We start from the raw sequence: 19,563 nt of genomic DNA, 5'->3' as shown, positions 1-19,563 counted from the left end.
TGGAGGCTGAAGGCTGGACGAAAAGCGGATGCACTCACCGCCTCGTCCAGCCTTCAGCCTCCAGCCATTTTTTAAACGAGGTTTTTATGCCCTGGCTGCAACTCCGCCTCGCCATCACCCCGGACCAGGCCGAATCGCTCGAGGACGCCCTGCTCGGCGTCGGCGCGGTGTCGGTCACCTTCATGGACGCCGAGGACCAGCCGATCTTCGAGCCGGACCTGGGCACCACCCCGCTGTGGAGCCACACCCACCTGCTGGCGCTGTTCGAAGCCGACGTCGGCGAGGCCGACCTGCTGGCGCACCTGCGCCTGCTCACCGACGGCGAGCTTCCGGAACATCAGCTCGAGCGCATCGAGGACCAGGACTGGGAGCGCAGTTGGATGGACAACTTCCAACCGATGCGCTTCGGGCGCCGGCTGTGGATCGTCCCGAGCTGGCACCAGGCGCCGGAACCGGACGCGGTCAACCTGCTGCTCGACCCCGGCCTGGCCTTCGGCACCGGCACCCATCCCACCACCGCGCTCTGCCTGCAGTGGCTGGATGCCCAGCCGCTCGAGGGCCGCACAGTGATCGACTTCGGCTGCGGCTCCGGCATCCTCGCCATCGCCGCGCTGCTGCTCGGCGCCGAGCGGGCGCTGGGCACCGACATCGACCCCCAGGCGCTGGAGGCCTCCCGCGACAACGCCAGCCGCAACGGCATCGACCCGGCGCGCTTCCCGCTCCATCTGCCGGCCGACATGCCGGAAACGACCGCCGACGTGGTGCTGGCGAACATCCTGGCCGGTCCGCTGGTCGAACTGGCGCCACGCATCGGTTCGCTGGTGGCGCCTGGCGGCCGTCTGGCGCTTTCCGGCATCCTCGCCGAGCAGGCCGACGAGGTTGCCCGGGCCTATGCCGACGCCTTCGAACTCGACCCGATCGCCGAGCAGGACGGCTGGGTGCGCATCAGCGGCCGACGCCGCTGAACAGGCACCCGCCGTGGCATGCCGCGGCGAAAGCCATCGGTTAGACTAGCGCCATTTCTCCCGGACCCGCGCATGACCAGCTTCGTCACCCAGTGCCCGCATTGCCGCACCAGCTTCCGCGTGAACCCCGCCCAGCTGAGCGCGGCCAAGGGCATGGTGCGTTGCGGTACCTGCCTCGAAGTCTTCAACGCCGGCCGCCACCTGCAGGCCGACCAGGGCATGCCGCAGATGCCGGCCGCACAGCCCGCGAATCCCCAGGCCCAGCCTCCGCTGGTGGCGCGCCGGCTGGACGAGGACGAGCTGCTGATCCACGACGACATGGATCTGGACGACATCGACCTCGACGAGGAACTGGCCCGCCTCGAGCGTCAGGAGCGCGAAGCGTTCGCCGCCCGGCGCGGCGCCGGCGAGCCACCGCAAGCCGCGCCGCCCGCACCGATCTCCGAGAATGCCGAACCGCCGCTGCGGGCCGAGCCGCGTCCGGCCCGGATGCCGGAAGCCGCGCCGCCGAAGGCCGCGGTCCGCCTGACGCCGGTCAGCGAAGAGGCGCCGCTGCCACCGAGCCCGCTGTCGGTATCCGAACGTCCGCTGCGGGCCGCCGCGGACGACCTGGAAGACGACGAGCCGCTCGCGCCGGCCCGCAGCCAGCGGCGCGAGCCCGGCCTGCACGACGCCCCGCTGTTCGAGCTCGAGGAAGAGCCCCTGCAGCTCGACTGGCAGCCGACGCGCAAGCCCTGGGGGCGCCGCCTCGGCTGGACGCTGCTGTGCCTGCTGGCGCTGCTCGCCCTCGCTGGCCAGTACGCGGCCTACAACTTCGAGGAGCTGGCGCGGCGCGACGAATACCGACCCTGGTTCGAGCGGCTGTGCCCGACGCTCGGCTGCACCCTGCCGTCGAAGGTCGACATCAGCCAGATCCGCAGCAGCAACCTGATGGTCCGCAGCCATCCGGACTTCACCGGCGCGCTGGTGGTCGACGCCATCCTCTACAACCGCGCGCCCTTCTCCCAGCCGTTCCCGCTGCTGGAGCTGCGCTTCGCCGACCTCGGCGGCAAGCTGATAGCCAGTCGCCAGTTCAAGCCCGGCGAATACCTGGCCGGGGAGCTCGCCGGCGAGGCCGAGATGCCCCCGCAGACGCCCATCCACATTGCGCTGGAAATCCTCGATCCGGGCGACCAGGCGGTCAACTACAGCCTGAGCTTCCATTCGCCCGAGTGAGCGACAGGCCCGCACCAGGGCGTTCTAACCGCTGGCGATAAGCGTCGTGCTGTTCAGAATTTGTTCAGAACGACCTTTAACCCGTCATGCGGAGCGGGTATCATGCCCACCCTTTTTTCGCAGTCCCGATCGACCTAACAAGCAGGCCCGCAACGCGGGAAAACTCCATGTCAGCGGTACGCATCGGCCCCTACACCCTTCCCAACCGGTTGATCCTGGCTCCCATGGCCGGCGTCACCGACCGTCCTTTCCGCCAGTTGTGCCGCCGCCTGGGTGCCGGCCTGGTGGTGTCGGAGATGGTCACCGCCGATACCCGCCTCTGGCACAGCCGCAAGTCGCGCCTGCGCCTGCCGCACGCCGGCGATCCGGAGCCGCGTTCGGTGCAGATCGCCGGCGGCGATCCGGCGATGCTCGCCGAGGCGGCCCGGCGCAACGTGGAACTGGGCGCGCAGATCATCGACATCAACATGGGCTGCCCGGCGAAGAAGGTCTGCAACAAGGCCGCCGGCTCCGCGCTGATGAAGGATGAAATGCTGGTCGGGCAGATTCTCGAGGCCGTAGTCGCCGCGGTCGAGGTGCCGGTCACGCTGAAGATCCGCACCGGCTGGGACCGCGACAACCGCAACGGCCTGACCATCGCGCGCATCGCCGAGCAGGCCGGCATCCAGGCGCTCGCCGTGCACGGGCGTACCCGCGCCGACCTCTACACCGGCGAGGCCGAGTACGACACCATCGCCGCCATCAAGCAGGCGGTCTCCATTCCGGTGTTCGCCAACGGCGACATCGACTCCCCGCACAAGGCACGCCAGGTCCTGCAGGCCACCGGCGCCGATGCCCTGCTGATCGGCAGAGCCGCTCAGGGACGCCCCTGGATCTTCCGCGAAATCGAGCATTTCCTGAGCACCGGCAGCCTGCTGCCGGCGCCGGCGCTCGAGGAGGTCGAGCGCATCCTGCTCGGCCACCTCGAGGCCCTGCATGACTTTTATGGGGAAACGATGGGCGCGCGCATCGCCCGCAAGCACGTCGGCTGGTATCTGGCCAGCCACGCCAGCGGAGCGGATTTCCGTCGGCGCTTCAATCTTTTGGACAACAGGGACGCACAGTGCGCCGCCGTTCGGGCATATTTCGCCGAATGTCGATCAGGCCTTCATTCAGCGGATGGGGAGGGGGTAGCCGCATGACGACAATGACCGAGACCTTAGTAAGTGGAACGACTTCCGTGACCGAAAACGTCAACCTCAAGCAGCACCTGAACACGCCGAGCGAAGCGGGACAGACCCTTCGCGGCAGCGTCGAGAAAGCGCTGCGCAACTACTTCGCGCATCTCGAAGGCGCCGAAGTCACGGACGTCTACAACCTGGTGCTCTCCGAAGTCGAGGCGCCCCTGCTCGAGACGGTGATGCAGTACGTCAAGGGCAACCAGACCAAGGCCTCCGAAGTGCTCGGTCTCAACCGCGGCACCCTGCGCAAGAAGCTCAAGCAGTACGACCTTCTCTGAAAATCGTCGGAGGCTGAAGGCTGGAGGCTGGACGAAAAAAGCGCCCCCTCGTCCAGCCTCCAGCCTTCAGCGCTCTTATCCTCAGATGGAACCGTTATGACCGACCATTCCCTCCGCCTTCCCGTGCGCCGCGCGCTGATCAGCGTTTCCGACAAGACCGGCGTCGTCGATTTCGCCCGCGCCCTGAGCGAGCTGGGCGTCGAGATCCTCTCGACCGGCGGCACCTACAAGCTGCTCGCCGAGCAGGGCATCGCCGCCGTCGAAGTCGCCGACTACACCGGCTTCCCCGAAATGATGGATGGCCGGGTGAAGACCCTGCATCCGAAGATCCACGGCGGCATCCTCGGCCGTCGCGAACTCGACGGCGCGGTGATGGCTGCGCACGGCATCCGGCCGATCGATCTGGTCGCGGTCAACCTCTACCCCTTCGCCGCCACCGTCGCCAAGGCGGGCTGTTCGCTGGCCGATGCCATCGAGAACATCGACATCGGCGGGCCAACCATGGTCCGCAGCGCCGCGAAGAACCACAAGGACGTGGCCATCGTGGTCAATGCCGACGACTATGCTGCGGTCATCGACAGCCTGCGCGCCGGCGGCCTGACCTACGCCCAGCGCTTCGACCTGGCACTCAAGGCCTTCGAGCACACCGCTTCCTACGACGGCATGATCGCCAACTACCTGGGCACCATCGATCAGCAGGCCGAGACGCTGTCCACCGAGGGCCGCAGCCAGCTGCCACGCACCTTCACCACCCAGTTCGTCAAGGCGCAGGACATGCGCTACGGCGAAAACCCGCACCAGATCGCCGCCTTCTACGTCGAGCATGCCGACGAGGCCTGCGTGGCCACCGCGCGCCAGCTGCAGGGCAAGGAGCTGTCGTTCAACAACGTCGCCGACACCGATGCGGCGCTGGAGTGCGTGAAGAGCTTCGTCAAGCCGGCCTGCGTGATCGTCAAGCACGCCAACCCCTGCGGCGTCGCCGTGGTGCCGGAGAACGAAGGCGGCATCCGCAAGGCCTATGACCTGGCTTATGCCACCGACAGCGAATCGGCGTTCGGCGGCATCATCGCCTTCAACCGCGAGCTGGATGGCGACACCGCCCGCGCCATCGTCGAGCGTCAGTTCGTCGAGGTCATCATCGCCCCGTCGATCAGCACCGAAGCCCGCGAAGCGGTGGCCGCCAAGGCCAACGTGCGCCTGCTCGAATGCGGCCAGTGGCCGGCCGAGCGCGCCCCTGGCTGGGACTTCAAGCGCGTCAACGGCGGCCTGCTGGTGCAGAGCCGCGACATTGCCATGGTCACCGAGGCCGACCTCAAGGTGGTCACCCGGCGCGCCCCGACCGAGCAGGAGATCCACGACCTGATCTTCGCCTGGAAGGTGGCCAAGTTCGTCAAGTCCAACGCCATTGTCTACGCCAGGAACCGGCAGACCGTCGGCGTCGGCGCCGGCCAGATGAGCCGGGTGAACTCGGCGCGCATCGCCGCGATCAAGGCCGAACACGCCGGCCTCGAGGTCAAGGGCGCGGTCATGGCGTCCGATGCCTTCTTCCCGTTCCGCGACGGCATCGACAACGCCGCGACCGCCGGCATCACCGCGGTGATCCAGCCGGGCGGTTCGATGCGCGACAACGAGGTGATCGCCGCGGCCGACGAAGCCGGCATCGCGATGGTGTTTACTGGGATGCGGCATTTCAGGCATTGACCGTAAGCGCTGGAAGGCTGGAAGGCTGGAAGGCTGGACGGAGAAGCGAATTCCTCGTCCAGCCTCCAGCCTTCAGCCTCCAGCCCAACACAGGGTTTCAACAAATGAATGTATTGGTGATTGGCAGCGGCGGTCGTGAACACGCCCTGGCCTGGAAGGTCGCGCAGGATCCGCGCGTGCAGAAGGTGTTCGTCGCGCCGGGCAATGCCGGTACCGCGACCGAAGCCAAGTGCGAAAACCTGGCGATCGACGTGCTGGCCATCGAGCAGCTGGCCGACTTCGCCGCGCAGAACGTGCAGCTGACCATCGTCGGCCCGGAGGCCCCGCTGGTGAAGGGCGTGGTCGACCTGTTCCGCGCGCGCGGGCTGGCGATCTTCGGCCCCACCGCGGCCGCGGCCCAGCTGGAGGGCTCCAAGGCCTTCACCAAGGACTTCCTGGCGCGCCACGGCATCCCGACCGCGGCCTACCGCAACTTCACCGAGGTCGAGCCGGCCCTCGCCTACCTGCGCGAGCAGGGCGCGCCAATCGTGATCAAGGCCGACGGGCTGGCCGCGGGCAAGGGCGTGATCGTCGCCATGACGCTCGAGGAAGCCGAGGCGGCGGTGCGCGACATGCTCTCCGGCAACGCCTTCGGCGACGCCGGCGCGCGGGTGGTCATCGAGGAATTCCTCGAGGGCGAGGAAGCCAGCTTCATCGTCATGGTCGACGGCCGCAACGTGCTGCCGATGGCCACCAGCCAGGACCACAAGCGCGTCGGCGACGGCGACAGCGGCCCCAACACCGGCGGCATGGGCGCCTATTCGCCGGCGCCGGTGGTCACGCCCGAAGTCCACCAGCGGATCATGGACGAGGTCATCTACCCGACCGTGCGCGGCATGGCCGAGGAAGGCAACGTCTACACCGGCTTCCTCTATGCCGGACTGATGATCGACCGCCAGGGCGCGCCCAGGGTCATCGAGTTCAACTGCCGCTTCGGCGATCCGGAAACCCAGCCGATCATGCTGCGCCTGGAGTCGAGCCTAGTGCTGCTGGTGGAAGCGGCGCTGGCCGAGGCGCTGGATAAGGTCGAGGCACGCTGGGACCCACGCCCCAGCCTCGGTGTGGTCCTCGCCGCCGGTGGCTATCCGGGCGACTATGCCAAGGGCCGGGCGATCGACGGGCTGGACGCGGCGGCCAGGCTGCCGGGCAAGGTGTTCCACGCCGGCACCGCGCTGGCCGACGACGGCCGCGTGCTGACCGCCGGCGGCCGGGTGCTGTGCGCCACGGCGCTGGGCGAGAGCGTCTCGCGCGCGCAGAAGAACGCCTACCTGCTGGCCGAGGCGATAGAGTGGGACGGCTGCTTCTACCGCCGTGACATCGGCTATCGCGCCGTACTGCGGGAAGAAGGCCCGAACTGACCAGGACGGTCCGTCCGATATGTGCGCGAAGCCGGCATTTGCCGGCTTTGTCCGCCTTACCTGACCGATAAGCTTGGTTATAATCCGCGGTCACACCCACGAAGGGACCTCACGCGTGCGCCGGCTCTGGATCGCTTTCGGAATATGCCTCGGCCTGTTGCTGGCAAGCGTTTGCCCGGTGCAGCCCGTTGCGTTCGCCGCGCAGCCGGCGGTTGCCGGGTCGGATCCGGCCGCAGCGTCTACCGAATCCTCGACCTGGCGCATGCTGGTGGACCGCTCGGGCCAGCTGTCGCTCGAGGAGGTGCTCGCCCAGCGGCAACTGTTCGAGCGGCTCGACGCGCATGCCCTCTCCGCGTCCGCAAGCGACACCGCGGTGTGGCTGCAGGTCAGCGCCTCCGGCTACAGCAAGCCGCACTGGCTCTGGCTGTTCGCGCCGCGCGTGCAGTACCTGGACTTCTACCTGCTGCGCGACAGCAGGATCGAGCAGGTCGTCCACAGCGGCGAACAGCGCCCGCTGAGCTCGCGCCCGCTGCCGGCCCGCTCCTATCTCTTCGCCCTGCCCAACGACGGCCAGGCGCGCGAGGCCTACGTCCGCATGCAGTCGAACCACCCGCTGCTGGTGTGGTTCCAGACCATCGACGAGGCCGGCCTGGTCGCGCTGGAAAAGCCCGCCTACCTGTACGGCGCCCTGCTCGGCGCGCTCGCCCTGCTGGCGGTGCACAGCCTGTTGCGCTCCGCCTACGTGTTCAGCGCCGGCTATGCCTGGCTCGGAGCCCTGCACGTCGCGTTGCTGCTGTGCGCCATGGCGAACCTCGGCCTGCTGGCGGTGTGGGTGCCCTGGCTCGGCTACAGCCAGTCGCTGATCGCCGATCTCTCGGCGCTGGCCGCCGCCGCCTCGCTGTTGCTGTTCGCCGAGCGCTTCTTCAAGCAGCGCAACACCGGCTGGATGCGCGGCCTGCTGGTCGGCCAGGCGCTGGTGATCGCCGCGATCGCCCTGCTGGTGGTCCTGCTGCCGTGGCTCTGGCAGAGCTGGCTGATCTACGCACTGGTACTCGGCGCCTCGCTCAGCGTGCCGCTGGTGGCCCTCTATCACTGGCGCCGCGGCTATTCGCCGGCGCGCCTGGTGCTCAGCGGCATGCTGCTGTTCAACGGCGGCTTCGCCTTCTTCCTGCCGGTGCTGTTCGGCTTTGACCGGCTCAACCCCGGCTGGCTGATCGGCGGGGTGTTCTCGGTCGTCACGCTGAGCGGCCTGGTGCTGAGCTTCGCGCTGGTCGAACGGCAACGCTTCGTGCGCGCCGAGCAACTGTCCCGGCACACCGCCGCCGCGGTGAACTCGGCGGAGCTCAAGACCAAGGCCGACTTCCTGGCGAAGATGAGCCACGACATCCGCACGCCGATGAACGGCGTGCTGGGCATGACCGAGCTGCTGCTGGGGACCTCGCTGTCGGCCAAGCAGCGCGACTACGTGCAGACCATCCACAGTTCGGGCAACGAGCTGCTCAACCTGATCAACGAGATCCTCGACATTTCCAAGCTGGAGTCGGGCCAAATGGAACTCGAGGACGTGCCTTTCGACCTGCACGCGCTGATCGGCGAATGCCTGGACATCTTCCGGGCCAAGGCCGAACTGCGGAAGGTCGAGCTCATCAGCCTGATCCAGCCGCAGGTGCCGCGCGTGATCGGTGGCGACCCGGCGCGCCTCCGGCAGGTCCTGCTCAGCCTGCTGGAGAACGCCCTGCGCCAGACGGAGCGGGGCGAGGTGCTGCTGCTGGCCACGCTGGACGACGGGTGCCTGAGCATCTCGGTGCAGGACGACGGGCAGCCGTTGCCGCCGGCCGAACGCGAAAACCTGCTGAACCTGACACCGGAGAGTCCCGACCTGCTGACCGCCACCACGCTCGGCGGCCGCCTGAACCTGATCGTCGCCCGCCAGCTGGTCCGGCTGATGCAGGGCGAGCTGAGCCTGGAAGTCAACGAGACCGGCGGCAACCTGTCGCGGGTCCGCCTGCCGATCGGCAGCCCGAGCCTGACGCCGCCGGCCGGCGTGCTCGACGAGTCGCTGCACGGCGCCCGGCTGCTGGTGGTCGACGACAACGAGACCTGCCGCAAGGTGCTGGTGCAGCAGTGCTCCGGGTGGGGCCTGTCGGTCACCACGGCGGCCTCCGGCAAGGAGGCGCTGGCGATCATGCGCACCCGTGCGCACCTGGGCGAGTACTTCGACGCCGTGCTGCTGGATCAGGACATGCCGGGCATGACCGGCATCCAGCTGGCGACCAAGATCAAGGAAGACCTCAACCTCAGCCACGACGTGCTGCTGATCATGCTCACCGGCATGGGCGCCGCGCCCGGCAAGATCGATGCACGCAACGCCGGCATCGCCCGCGTGCTCGCCAAGCCGGTGGCCGGCTACACGCTGCGCACCACCCTGGCCGACGAACTGGCGCAGCGCCGGCGCGGCAACCGCCGCCGCAGCGACCTGTCGCCGGCCGCCGGCCTCAAGGTGCCGGAGGATTTCCGCATCCTGGTGGCCGAAGACAACGGCATTTCGACCAAGGTCATCCGCGGCATGCTGAACAAGCTCAACCTCACGCCGGACACCGCCAGCAACGGCGAGGAGGCGCTGCGGGCGATCAAGGCGCAGCCCTACGACCTGGTGCTGATGGATTGCGAGATGCCGGTGCTCGACGGCTTCGCCGCCACCGAGCGGTTGCGGGCCTGGGAGGCCTCGGTCGGGCGCGCGCGCACGCCGGTGGTCGCGCTCACCGCACACATCCTCAGCGAACACAAGGAGCGGGCTCGGGAAGCCGGCATGGACGGCCACATGGCCAAGCCGGTGGAACTCTCGCAACTGCGCGAACTGGTCGAGCACTGGGTCGCGGTCAAGGAGGCCGCGCCGCACGTCGCCCCATGAGGCGCTAGCGCGCGGTCAGACGCTCGACCGCCTCGATGAGCAGCCCGCTTTCCGGCTGCGCCGGCATGCGCGCCATGTCGACGCCAAGGTCCTGCTCGGGCACCCGGTAACGGATCTCCCGCGTCAGCACGCGCAGCGCATCGACCAGCAGGGCGATGGCCAGCGGCTCGCCGGGGCAGCGGTGCCCCCGATGCGGCTCGCCGCCGCCCTGGGTGATGAAGTTGAAGGCGCTGCCGTTCCAGCGCTCGAAGCGCTGCGGATCGAAGATGTCCGGCGCGGGCCACCGGGTCGGCTCGCGATTGGTGCCGAACAGATCGAGCAGCACCCGCGTGCCCTTGGGGAAGTGATAGCCCTGCCATTCGAAATCCTCGCGCACCCTGGCCGCCATGAAGGGGAAGAAGGCATACAGCCGCCGCACCTCCTGGGCGAAAGACTCCAGCGCCTGGTCATCCTCACGCAGGCGTTCGTGCCACTCGGGATGCGCGCGCAGTTCGAGCGCGGCGTAGATGACGAAGCGTGAAACCGCCACCGTCGGCCGCAGCAGGTTCAGCAGCTCCACGGCCGCGACCCTGGGCTCGAGCAGGCTGCCGTCGAGGTTGCGGTACTGCGCGACCGCCGCGAGCGCGCGGCCCTCGGCGACCGGCAGGGTTCCTGCACGCACGCGCTCGATGAGTTCGATCCCCCAGCCTTCCGCCGCCTTGCGCGCCCAGCGCGCGCGCCAGTGCCGGGCGCCGATGCCACCCGCCCCGTCGATGAGCGTCGCCAGCTGGTCGCGACGCGTTTCCACTTCGTCCTCCGGCAGCGGCACGCCCGCCCAGGCGCAGACCGCGCGGGTGAGGATCGCCTGCACCTCGTGATGCAACTGCACCTGTCCGTCACCGATCCAGCGGCCGACGGCCGAAGACCATTCACGCCGCGCCAGGGCCACCAGCTCGGCCACCCCGGACTCGCCCAGCAGCGACATGAACAACTGCTTGCGATGGTGGTGCTCCGGTCCGTCGAGCGTCTGCACGCCCCCTTCTCCCAGCAGCGTCTTGCGCAGCATGCGCGGCGCCGCGCCGGCACGCTGGAAGCGCCTGTCGTCGTAGAACAGGCGGGCGGCCTCCTCGCCGCTCAGACAGATGGTGTCCTGCATCAGCAGGCGGGTCTGGAACAGCGGCGCCTGGAGCTGTTGGCAGCGATTGCGAATGAAGCCGTAACCTTCCCTGAGCAGGCTGGCAGAGCTTTCCGGTGCGGGATCTCGGGGAATCGGACGCATGGCATATTTCCTGGTTTTCGTGTCCAATTCCGACCGCCGGAACCACCGCGGGTGCGGCCAGTGAACAAAAAGCCTTCGCCGCTGCCGATTACCTGTAGTGGCTGCGATGGGCGGTCATGCGGCAAAACGACCGCCCGAGACGGTCACGGCCGAGGAGTTGTCGATGATTAAACGGAGCGATGCCGCCTGGACCCTGGTCGGGCTGGCGGCAGTGCTGCTGTCCAGTTACCTGCTCTACAAAGAAGTCCGCACCCTGTCGCTCGCCGAGCTGACCGACAGCCTGGAGGCCATCCCGTTTTCCGGCTGGGTCATGGCCGGCCTGGCCACGCTCGGCGCCTACACGGCGCTCGCCTGGTACGACCGCATCGCCATGGCGCATCTCGGCAAGTGCATTCCCTGGTGGTTCATCACTCTGTGTTCCTTCACCACCTACGCGCTGGCTCACAACATCGGCGCCTCGGTGTTTTCCGGCGCGGTGGTGCGTTACCGCGCCTACCGCAGCAAAGGCCTCACCCCGCAGGAGATCGGCGTGCTGATCGTGTTCTGCTCGCTGACCTTCGGCCTCGGAACCATCCTAGCCGGCGGCCTGGTGCTGCTGCTCGAGCCCGGCCTGTTGCAGCGGGTGGCCGACGTCGGCCCCTGGGTCGCACAGGCGATCGGCGTGCTGCTGCTGGCGGCGGTCGTCCTCTATGCCTCGAGCGCGCTGCGGCGCGAAGCGCCCTGGCGGCTGGGCAAGTACCGGATCGACAGCCCGCGCCTGGGCATCGTCCTGCGCCAGCTCGCGGCAGGGCCGCTGGAACTGGCCTGCGCGGCCGCCATCATCTATTTTGCGCTGCCGGCGGAGAACAACCCGGGCTATCTGGTGGTGCTAGGGGTCTTCCTCGCCTCCTTCTCGCTGGCACTGCTGTCGCACGCGCCCGGCGGGCTGGGGGTTCTGGAGGTGACCTTCCTGGCGGCCATGCCGGAGTTCCGCACCGCCGACGTGCTGGCCGCGCTCATCGTGTTCCGCTGCCTTTACCTGCTGCTGCCGTTCGCCCTGGCGATCTTCGTCGTGCTCGGCTTCGAGTTCGGCCAGTGGTCAAGCAAGCGGCGCAGGCTGCCGGGCGAATAGGGGCAGCGGCTTCCGACGAAACGGCTATGGCCTTCTGGTGCCACACGGGCGATCATTCCGCGCCATGTTCTCGAGCGACGACGATGACCTCACCCTCCCCCACTGACGAACAGAAGCCGCGGCCGCTGCTCGACCTGCTGGTCAGCATCGTCATTCCCTCGCTGGTGCTGATGAAGCTCAGTTCGCCCGAACGGCTGGGCGCCGACGGCGCGCTGCTGCTGGCGCTGGCGTTTCCCCTCGGCTGGGGCGCGCTGGACCTGATCGGGCGGCGGCGCTTCAACTGGATCGCCCTGCTCGGCCTGGTCAGCATCGCACTGACCGGCGGCATCGGCCTGCTGCGCCTGAACCCCCAGTGGCTGGCTATCAAGGAGGCGGCCGTGCCGGGCATCCTTGGCATCGCCGTGCTGGTCTCGACGCGCACGCGCTACCCGCTGATCCGCACCCTGCTGTATTCGCCCAGGATCTTGGACGTCGCGCGCATCCATCAGCGCCTGGAGGACCGCGGGCTGGTCGAGCAGTTCGAAGCCCGGCTGCTGCGCGCCACCTACTGGCTCAGCGGCACTTTCTTCTTCTCCTCGGCGATGAACTACATCCTCGCCAAGTGGCTGGTCAACAGCCCGGCCGGCAGCGAGGCGTTCAACGCCGAACTGGGGCGGATGACGCTGCTCAGCTATCCGATGATCGCCATTCCGAGCATGCTGATGATGATGGCGATCTTCTACTACCTCTGGCGCACCATCCACGGCATGACCGGCCTGCGCCTGGAAGACATCCTCGCCCAGCACGACCGCGGTGGCGCGAGCAACCGGACGGACGACACCGGTCGCTAGAGCAGCAGTTCCGTCACCGCCAGCAGGCCGACGAGCAGGATGATGAGCAGCACGCTGGCGCTCTTGCGGAAGGATCTGAACATGGGAGCCGCCTGGATCGGATTGACGCAGTTGTGACTGCGTCTCGTGCAGCCGCGTTCGCGAACGCCGGTCAGCCGCCCGCCAGGAGCATCCACAGCGGCAGCGTGCCCGCTGCCAGCACGGTGGAAAGGAAGACCGTCGAACTGACCGGCCGGGTGTCGTCGGCATGCCTGACGAAGGCCAGCACGTTCACCCCGCTCGGGCACGCGGCCAGCAGCAGCAAGACGTTGCGTGCCTCTTCCCCGAGGCCCGGCAGCCAGCCGCTGAACCACCATACCAGCCAGGGAAACAGCCCCAGCTTGACCGCCGTGAGCAGGATCGCCGTGCGGCTCGGCCGCAGCCGATAGCGCGACAGGCTGACGCCGAGCACGATCAGCGCACAGGGCAGCGCGGCGTTGGCCAGCCACCCGGCCATGCGCCACAACGGCTCCGGCAGCGTCAGGCCGGACAGGTTCAGCGAGGCCCCCAGCAGCAGCCCGACGACGAGCGGGTTGGCCAGACTCCTGAGCAGCGAGACGAGATTCACCCGTTCGCCCGACCCGAGCGCGGCATAGAAGCTCTGGGCGGAAAACAGGATCAGGCTGTGGAACACCAGGATGGCGAACACGTAGACCAGGGCGTGGCTGCCCAACAGGGTCGTCACCAGCGGGATGCCCACCAGCACGTTGTTCGAGTAGGCGGCGGAGAGCCCGAGCGGGCTCGCCCGGCCGAGCCGCAGGTGCGCCACCAGGCTGACCAGCACCAGCACCGCCAGCACCGGCCCGAAGTAGGCCAGCAGCAGCATCGGCGACAGGCCCTGTGAGAGTTCAGCCTTCGCCAGGCCGGTGAACAGGATCGCCGGCATGAACAGCTTGAAGGTCACGTTGGCCAGCCCGGTGGCCGCCTCGCCGGTCAGCCACTGGCGCCAGCCCAGCACGTAGCCGAGCATGATCAGCCCGAAAATCGGCAGGATCGCCTGCACCACCACCATGCCCCGTCTCCTGATCTGCGGGCGGCTGGCAGCCCCCGTCCGGCAAGGCGGCGAAGGATACACTGGTCGGCACGTGGGTGGCAGGCCGTGGCCTGCACGCCGACGAGACGGTCAGGCGCGTGAACGCTGGCGGCTGGGGAGCGGGCGCTCGTTGAGTGCGTCCAGTTGCTTCAGGACCCGTGACAGGTCCTCTTTCCAGTCGTGCGGGGACAGGCCGAATGCCGCCTCGAAGCGGCTGCAGTCGAGCACCGACCAGGCGGGACGCCGCGCCGGCGTGGGAAACTGCTCGGTGCTGATGGGCAGCACCTCGGGGGCACTGGGCAGCAGGCCGATCAGCCGCGCCTGGCGAAAGATCTCGACGGCGAAGTCGAACCACGAGCAGGGCGGCTGGCCGCAGTAGTGGTACAGGCCCCAGGCGAGCACCCTGCCGTCCGCGTAACGCCGCGCCAGCTCGAGCATCACGTCGGCCAGCACGCCGGCGTGGGTCGGGCAGCCGATCTGGTCGGCCACGACGGACAGCTGGCTGCGCTGCTCGCCCAGGCGGAGCATGGTCTTGACGAAGTTATGCCCGTAAACGCCGTAGACCCAGCTGGTCCTGAGGATCAGGTGGCGGCTGCAGGCCTGCTGGATCTGCTCCTCGCCGGCGAGCTTGCTCGCACCGTAGACGCCGGTGGGGCCGGTCTGGTCGGACTCGCTGTAGGGATGGCCGGCTTCCCCGGCGAACACGTAGTCGGTCGACAGATGGAACAGCGGGATGCCGGCACGCTCGGCGACCCGGCCGAGGGCGCCGGCGCCATCGCGATTGATCGCGTAGGCCTGCTCGACATGCGTCTCGGCGTTGTCGACATGGGTGAAAGCCGCGGCATTGATGATGAGGTCCGGTTGCAGTTGTTCGACCGTACGCAGCACGGCATCGGGCTGGCTGATGTCCAACTCCCGATGGCTCATCGCCAGCGCCTGAAGGCCGAAACCAGCCGCACGGTCGATTACCTCGCGACCGACCTGGCCGCCTGCACCGCACACAAGGATTCGCATTCTCGTAGCCTCATCGATTGGGCAGCTCACAGTCTCCGCCGTGAGCAGAAAAAACCATCGGCGTGACGCGCCCAAAAAGGCGCGCCGGCCCTCGTGGAGCCGAACTCCACGCCTCCCCCTTTTTACGGGGGACTATACCCTGCCGGTGGAACGCCTGTATGCCTTCCAGTGAAACGACCGAGCGCTCGCAATCCCCCGCGGCAGACGCTTCGGATACCGGCTCCGTTCAGGCCAGCGATAAAGGGTTTTGTTCCCGCTTCGCCATAATTGATTACAACTTTGGACCTATGGTCCGCCCGTTCGTGACGGCCGCCCCAATTTCGGGAACTTCCACCGTCGGCGGAGTCGAGAATAGGGAGACTCTTGCTGAGGTGACGACCATGCCCCAAGGTGACAAATCCAAGTACACGGACAAGCAGAAGCGCAAGGCCGAGCATATCGAGGAGAGCTACGAGGAAAAGGGCGTACCCGAGAAGGAGGCCGAAGCCCGCGCCTGGGCCACGGTGAACAAGCAGTCCGGCGGCGGCGAACGTGAAGGCGGCTCCGGACGGCGCAAGAGCCCCGAAGCCAAGAGCGCCGCCCGCGAGGACTCGGCGCACCGCGCGGCCGACGCCCGCCATGGGCATCCACACAACCAGGGCGAGGCCAGCGAGCGGCACGGAAAGGGCTCCTCGTCCGGGCGCAAGTCCGGCGGCAAGTACGACTCCGATACCCTGTCCGGAATGACCAAGGAGGAGTTGCTCAAGCTTGCACGCGACCGCGACCTCCACGGCCGCTCGACCATGCGCAAGGACGAGCTGATCCGCGCGATGAGCTGACCGCCCCGTCCGGCCACCATGCGCCCCGCCGACGAAAGCGGGGCGCATGGCTGGCTAAACTTTCCTCCGCTTCGTCAATCACAGCTAACAGAGCGCCGGATCGACCATCCGGAACGGCCGGAGGCCGCCTCTGCGGCCGACGCCCACAAGCCGAGGAGACCCTGATGACCTATGTACAACTGAGCGACAAGCAAACCCTGCGCGAGCGCGCCCGCCAGCACGTCGAGAACGGCGCCGTCACCGAGAGCTACACCGCCGACCGCGAGGAGGTGATCCGCCTGCTCAACGAGGCGCTGGCTACCGAGCTGGTGTGCTACCTGCGCTACAAGCGCCACTACTATATGGCCACCGGCCTCAGGGCCAGCGTCGCCGCCGACGAATTCCTCGAGCATGCCAACGAAGAGCAGGAACACGCCGATCGCCTGGCCGAGCGCATCGTGCAACTGGGCGGCGAGCCGGACTACAACCCCGACAGTCTCTCCGAGCGCGCCCATGCCCAGTACGCCGAGGGCAACGGCCTGCGCGACATGGTGTTCGAGAACCTGGTATCGGAGCGCATCGCCATCGACAGCTACCGCGAGATCGTGCAGTTCCTCGGCGACAAGGACCCGACCACCCGGCGCATCTTCGAGGACATCCTGGCGCAGGAGGAAGAGCACGCCGACGACATGGCCAGCCTGCTCGACGGCATGAACTGAGCCACCGGCCAGAAGGAGCGTGTAAAGGTTCATCGCGCTTTCTCGGGAAGCAAGGATTGACACCGGACTGGCAAGTTTGAGTGTTTGAATGAAAGTCCTGCTTTCATGTCGGTTCGCGAGCCCTTGGGACGCTCGGTTTCGCCCTGCTGGACGACCTACTTTTTCCAGTCGCGGAAAAGAAGTAGGCAAAAACGCTTGTCCCTGCATCCGGCCCCGGCTGCGCCGGGGTTCGTTCGCTCCATCGCCGCTCCAGGAGTCGGCTTACAAGGGCCATCCACCCGTGGCCCTTTAAGCGGGGATGTTAGTCCTTTCGCCCTATCCCTGCGGCTCAATCCCCTACGCAACGATTGCGCTCTCCCTCCCTGATGGGGCGTTTTGGAGTCGCCATAGTTCGCGCATCGAGCAAAAGCCAAAAGCAAATTCTTGATCTTCCAGGCGACTCGGACTCCATTCCCCGTCAGGAGGCCGAGTGGAGGTGTTGCGCAGGGGGACGCGAGGCATGGACGCCGAGCGAGGAACGAAGGGGCAGGGACGCCCCTTCGTGACGGCCCCCGGAGCGGCACCGGAGCGAGGGAAGTCTGGCCGCACAGCGGACAGACCCGAATGTCGGGTGCCCTTCTTCTTTGGTTACTTTCTTGTTGGGCAAGCAACAAGAAAGTGACTCGGCCGGGGGGCCGAAACAAGGTGTACCAGCACACTCGGTAATCGCCCTGATCTCCAAGGTGCGAGCCTAAACGAGCTGGGAGCTCACCCCGAACTAGTCAGTCCGGTATCAAGCCACCATGTTCCCAGGAACGCGCGAAGAACCATAAAAAAAAAGCCACCCGAAGGTGGCCTTGAATCTAGGAAAGGAGAGGTACTGCTCAGCCGGCCGCTACCGGGCGCATGTAGGAGATCGGTGCGGTCTGCGGGTCATCGAAGGTCACCACTTCCCAGGCATCCTGCTGTTCCATCAGGGTGCGCAAGAGGCGGTTGTTCAACGCATGGCCGGATTTATAGCCGCGGAATTCGCCGATCAGGCTGTTGCCCAGTAGGTAGAGATCGCCGATGGCGTCGAGGATCTTGTGCTTGACGAACTCATCCTCGTAACGGAGGCCGTCTTCGTTCAGCACGCGGCTTTCGTCCACCACGATGGCGTTCTCCACGCTGCCGCCGAGCGCCAAGTTGTGCGAGCGCAGGAACTCGATGTCACGCATGAACCCGAAGGTACGCGCGCGACTGACTTCCTTGACGAAGGAAGTGCTGGAGAAATCCACGCTGGCAGTCTGGGTACGGCCGCGGAAAACCGGGTGGTCGAAATCGATCTCGAACGTCACCTTGAAGCCTTCGAATGGCAGGAAGGTGGCTCGTTTGTCGCCCTCCTCCACCGTGACTTCGCGCTTGATACGAATGAATTTCTTGTGGGCATCCTGTTCCTGGAGGCCGGCTGACTGGATCAGGAACACGAACGGGCCCGCGCTGCCGTCCATGATCGGCACTTCCGACGCCGAGAGCTCCACATAGGCATTGTCGATGCCCAGGCCGGCCATCGCCGACAGCAGGTGCTCCACGGTGTCGACCTTGACGTCACCATTGACCAGGGTCGTCGACATGGTCGTTTCGCCGACGTTCTCGGCCCGCGCGGGAATCTCCACATACGGGTCGAGATCGGTACGGCAGAACACGATGCCAGTGTCCACGGGCGCGGGCTTGAGGGTCAGGTAAACCTTCTCCCCCGAATGCAGGCCCACGCCGGTGGCGCGTATGGTGTTCTTCAAGGTGCGTTGTCTGATCATGGCTTGCTTCGCTAAGGCGCTAGTTGCGAATTGTTTTCAACAATAAGTGGCGATAATAGCAGATGCCCACTTTGCTGAATACAAATCACAGCTATCCCTTCGATTACCTCCCTCAATCAGCCTGACGACGCAGGAAGGCCGGAATGTCGAGGTAATCGAGGTCTTCCTGCGGGTTCATCTTGGTCGCCGCAGCAGCGCCGTGCGTCTGATTGCGCATCACCGTCGGGCGGTCCAGGTCACGGTAGTTGACCGAGCTGCCGTCGGCTGCCTTGGGCGCCTGCGCCGGGGCCACGGCGGCGGTCTGCACGGTGTTGTCGACCACCTTCACCGGCTTGTCCATGCGCGAATTCAGACCGGTGGCGACCACGGTCACGTGCAGCTCGTCACGCATGTCGGCATCGATCACCGCACCGACCTTGACGGTGGCGTGCTCGGAGGCGAAGGCCTCGATGATCTCGCCGACCGCGGCGTACTCGCCCAGCGACAGATCCAGACCGGCGGTGATGTTGACCAGGATGCCGCGGGCGCCCTGCAGGTTGACGTCCTCCAGCAGCGGGTTGCGGATGGCCGCCTCGGTGGCTTCGCGGGCGCGGTTCGGGCCGCTGGCGCAACCGGTGCCCATCATCGCCATGCCCATTTCGCCCATCACCGTCTTCACGTCGGCGAAGTCGACGTTCATCAGGCCCGGACGCTGCATGATGTCGGAGATGCCGCGCACCGCACCGGCGAGCACGTCATCGGCCTTGGCGAAGGCGGACAGCAGGCTGGCCTCCTTGCCGAGGATGGTCAGCAGCTTCTCGTTGGGGATGGTGATCAGCGAGTCGACGCACTCGGACAACGCGCGGATGCCCTCGTCGGCCACCTGCATGCGGCGGCGTCCCTCGAAGGGGAACGGACGGGTCACCACGGCGACCGTCAGCATGCCCATTTCCTTGGCCACCGAAGCGATGATCGGCGCCGCACCGGTGCCGGTGCCGCCGCCCATGCCGGTGGTGATGAAGACCATGTCGGCGCCCTGCAGGACTTCGGCGATGCGCTCGCGGTCCTCCAGCGCGGCCTGACGGCCGATTTCCGGGTTGGTGCCGGCGCCCAGGCCCTTGGTGATACCGGAGCCCAGCTGCAGGACGGTACGCGCCTCGACCTTCTTCAGCGCCTGCGCATCGGTATTGGCGCAGATGAATTCCACGCCCTCGACGCTGTTGCGCACCATGTGGTTGACGGCGTTGCCGCCGCCTCCGCCGACGCCGATCACTTTGATGACGGCATTTTGCGGGGTCTGATCTACGAGCTCGAACATTTC

17 protein-coding genes are annotated in these 19,563 nt (G+C 67.1%); 11 read left to right on the top strand and 6 right to left on the bottom strand.

All coding sequences use genetic code 11. From position 1 onward, the window contains the following. Window positions 1-86: 86 nt before the first annotated feature. The 7 genes from prmA to H610_RS0114495 all read left to right on the top strand — a co-directional run bounded on the left by prmA (window position 87) and on the right by H610_RS0114495 (window position 9,687). Window positions 87-965 (top strand): 50S ribosomal protein L11 methyltransferase, encoded by an 879-nt coding sequence (gene prmA / locus H610_RS0114525; RefSeq protein WP_028240349.1) that lies wholly within the window; start codon window positions 87-89, stop codon window positions 963-965. Between the two features lie 72 nt (window positions 966-1,037). Further along, window positions 1,038-2,180: a DUF3426 domain-containing protein gene (locus tag H610_RS0114520; RefSeq protein WP_028240348.1), complete on the top strand. Its 1,143-nt coding sequence runs from the start codon at window positions 1,038-1,040 to the stop codon at window positions 2,178-2,180. 167 nt (window positions 2,181-2,347) lie between these two features. Further along, a complete protein-coding gene (gene dusB, locus H610_RS0114515; protein ID WP_028240347.1) occupies window positions 2,348-3,361 on the top strand; it encodes a tRNA dihydrouridine synthase DusB in 1,014 nt (337 codons plus the stop codon). Then, the gene (gene fis / locus H610_RS0114510) at window positions 3,358-3,678 is read left to right on the top strand and encodes a DNA-binding transcriptional regulator Fis (RefSeq protein WP_028240346.1); all 321 of its coding nucleotides are present in this window, start codon (window positions 3,358-3,360) and stop codon (window positions 3,676-3,678) included. The genes dusB and fis overlap by 4 nt, the downstream gene beginning before the upstream one ends. 96 nt (window positions 3,679-3,774) lie before the next feature. Further along, complete coding sequence (purH, locus tag H610_RS0114505) at window positions 3,775-5,379, top strand: bifunctional phosphoribosylaminoimidazolecarboxamide formyltransferase/IMP cyclohydrolase (RefSeq protein ID WP_028240345.1); 1,605 nt, start codon at window positions 3,775-3,777, stop codon at window positions 5,377-5,379. A gap of 104 nt (window positions 5,380-5,483) precedes the next feature. Next, window positions 5,484-6,776, top strand: coding sequence for a phosphoribosylamine--glycine ligase (purD, locus tag H610_RS0114500; RefSeq protein ID WP_028240344.1), 1,293 nt, complete (start codon window positions 5,484-5,486; stop codon window positions 6,774-6,776). 115 nt (window positions 6,777-6,891) lie between these two features. Next, window positions 6,892-9,687 carry a hybrid sensor histidine kinase/response regulator gene (locus tag H610_RS0114495; protein ID WP_028240343.1) on the top strand — a complete coding sequence of 932 codons (2,796 nt, stop codon included), beginning with the start codon at window positions 6,892-6,894 and terminating at the stop codon, window positions 9,685-9,687. A 4-nt stretch (window positions 9,688-9,691) separates the two neighbouring features. Here H610_RS0114495 and H610_RS0114490 read toward each other — a convergent pair whose 3' ends face one another. Beyond that, window positions 9,692-10,945, bottom strand: a complete 1,254-nt coding sequence (locus H610_RS0114490) for a cytochrome P450 (RefSeq protein ID WP_028240342.1) — start codon at window positions 10,943-10,945, stop codon at window positions 9,692-9,694. Between the two features lie 163 nt (window positions 10,946-11,108). Here H610_RS0114490 and H610_RS0114485 point away from each other — a divergent pair, with 163 nt between their 5' ends. Beyond that, window positions 11,109-12,056 carry a lysylphosphatidylglycerol synthase transmembrane domain-containing protein gene (locus tag H610_RS0114485; RefSeq protein WP_028240341.1) on the top strand — a complete coding sequence of 316 codons (948 nt, stop codon included), beginning with the start codon at window positions 11,109-11,111 and terminating at the stop codon, window positions 12,054-12,056. An 83-nt stretch (window positions 12,057-12,139) separates the two neighbouring features. After that, window positions 12,140-12,886 carry a VC0807 family protein gene (locus H610_RS0114480; RefSeq protein WP_028240340.1) on the top strand — a complete coding sequence of 249 codons (747 nt, stop codon included), beginning with the start codon at window positions 12,140-12,142 and terminating at the stop codon, window positions 12,884-12,886. Here the strand turns inward: H610_RS0114480 and H610_RS25505 are convergent. From H610_RS25505 to rfbD, 3 genes are all read right to left on the bottom strand, one after another. Next, the gene (locus H610_RS25505) at window positions 12,883-13,062 is read right to left on the bottom strand and encodes a hypothetical protein (protein ID WP_152529102.1); all 180 of its coding nucleotides are present in this window, start codon (window positions 13,060-13,062) and stop codon (window positions 12,883-12,885) included. The two genes, H610_RS0114480 and H610_RS25505, sit on opposite strands and share 4 nt — an antisense overlap. Then, complete coding sequence (locus H610_RS0114470) at window positions 13,038-13,937, bottom strand: AEC family transporter (RefSeq protein ID WP_028240339.1); 900 nt, start codon at window positions 13,935-13,937, stop codon at window positions 13,038-13,040. Before H610_RS0114470 ends, H610_RS25505 begins: the two co-directional genes overlap by 25 nt. Before the next feature lie 111 nt (window positions 13,938-14,048). Continuing rightward, window positions 14,049-14,972, bottom strand: a complete 924-nt coding sequence (rfbD, locus tag H610_RS0114465; RefSeq protein ID WP_028240338.1) for a dTDP-4-dehydrorhamnose reductase — start codon at window positions 14,970-14,972, stop codon at window positions 14,049-14,051. A gap of 380 nt (window positions 14,973-15,352) precedes the next feature. Between rfbD and H610_RS0114460 the strand changes: the two genes are divergently transcribed. Both H610_RS0114460 and H610_RS0114455 read left to right on the top strand, forming a co-directional pair. Then, window positions 15,353-15,790 (top strand): Rho termination factor N-terminal domain-containing protein, encoded by a 438-nt coding sequence (locus H610_RS0114460; RefSeq protein WP_028240337.1) that lies wholly within the window; start codon window positions 15,353-15,355, stop codon window positions 15,788-15,790. A gap of 164 nt (window positions 15,791-15,954) precedes the next feature. After that, window positions 15,955-16,488: a ferritin-like domain-containing protein gene (locus tag H610_RS0114455; RefSeq protein WP_028240336.1), complete on the top strand. Its 534-nt coding sequence runs from the start codon at window positions 15,955-15,957 to the stop codon at window positions 16,486-16,488. Between the two features lie 863 nt (window positions 16,489-17,351). On the opposite strand, the gene lpxC is transcribed toward H610_RS0114455, so the two are convergent. Together lpxC and ftsZ are read right to left on the bottom strand one after the other, a co-directional pair. Beyond that, complete coding sequence (gene lpxC, locus H610_RS0114450; protein WP_028240335.1) at window positions 17,352-18,263, bottom strand: UDP-3-O-acyl-N-acetylglucosamine deacetylase; 912 nt, start codon at window positions 18,261-18,263, stop codon at window positions 17,352-17,354. A 112-nt stretch (window positions 18,264-18,375) separates the two neighbouring features. Further along, window positions 18,376-19,560 carry a cell division protein FtsZ gene (ftsZ, locus tag H610_RS0114445; protein WP_028240334.1) on the bottom strand — a complete coding sequence of 395 codons (1,185 nt, stop codon included), beginning with the start codon at window positions 19,558-19,560 and terminating at the stop codon, window positions 18,376-18,378. Window positions 19,561-19,563 lie beyond the last annotated feature (3 nt).

Origin of the sequence: Stutzerimonas azotifigens DSM 17556 (assembly GCF_000425625.1) — a bacterium.
Lineage (GTDB): Bacteria > Pseudomonadota > Gammaproteobacteria > Pseudomonadales > Pseudomonadaceae > Stutzerimonas > Stutzerimonas azotifigens.
The sequence above is the reverse complement of the archived record's forward strand: the minus strand, read 5'-3'. Positions and strand labels throughout refer to the sequence as shown.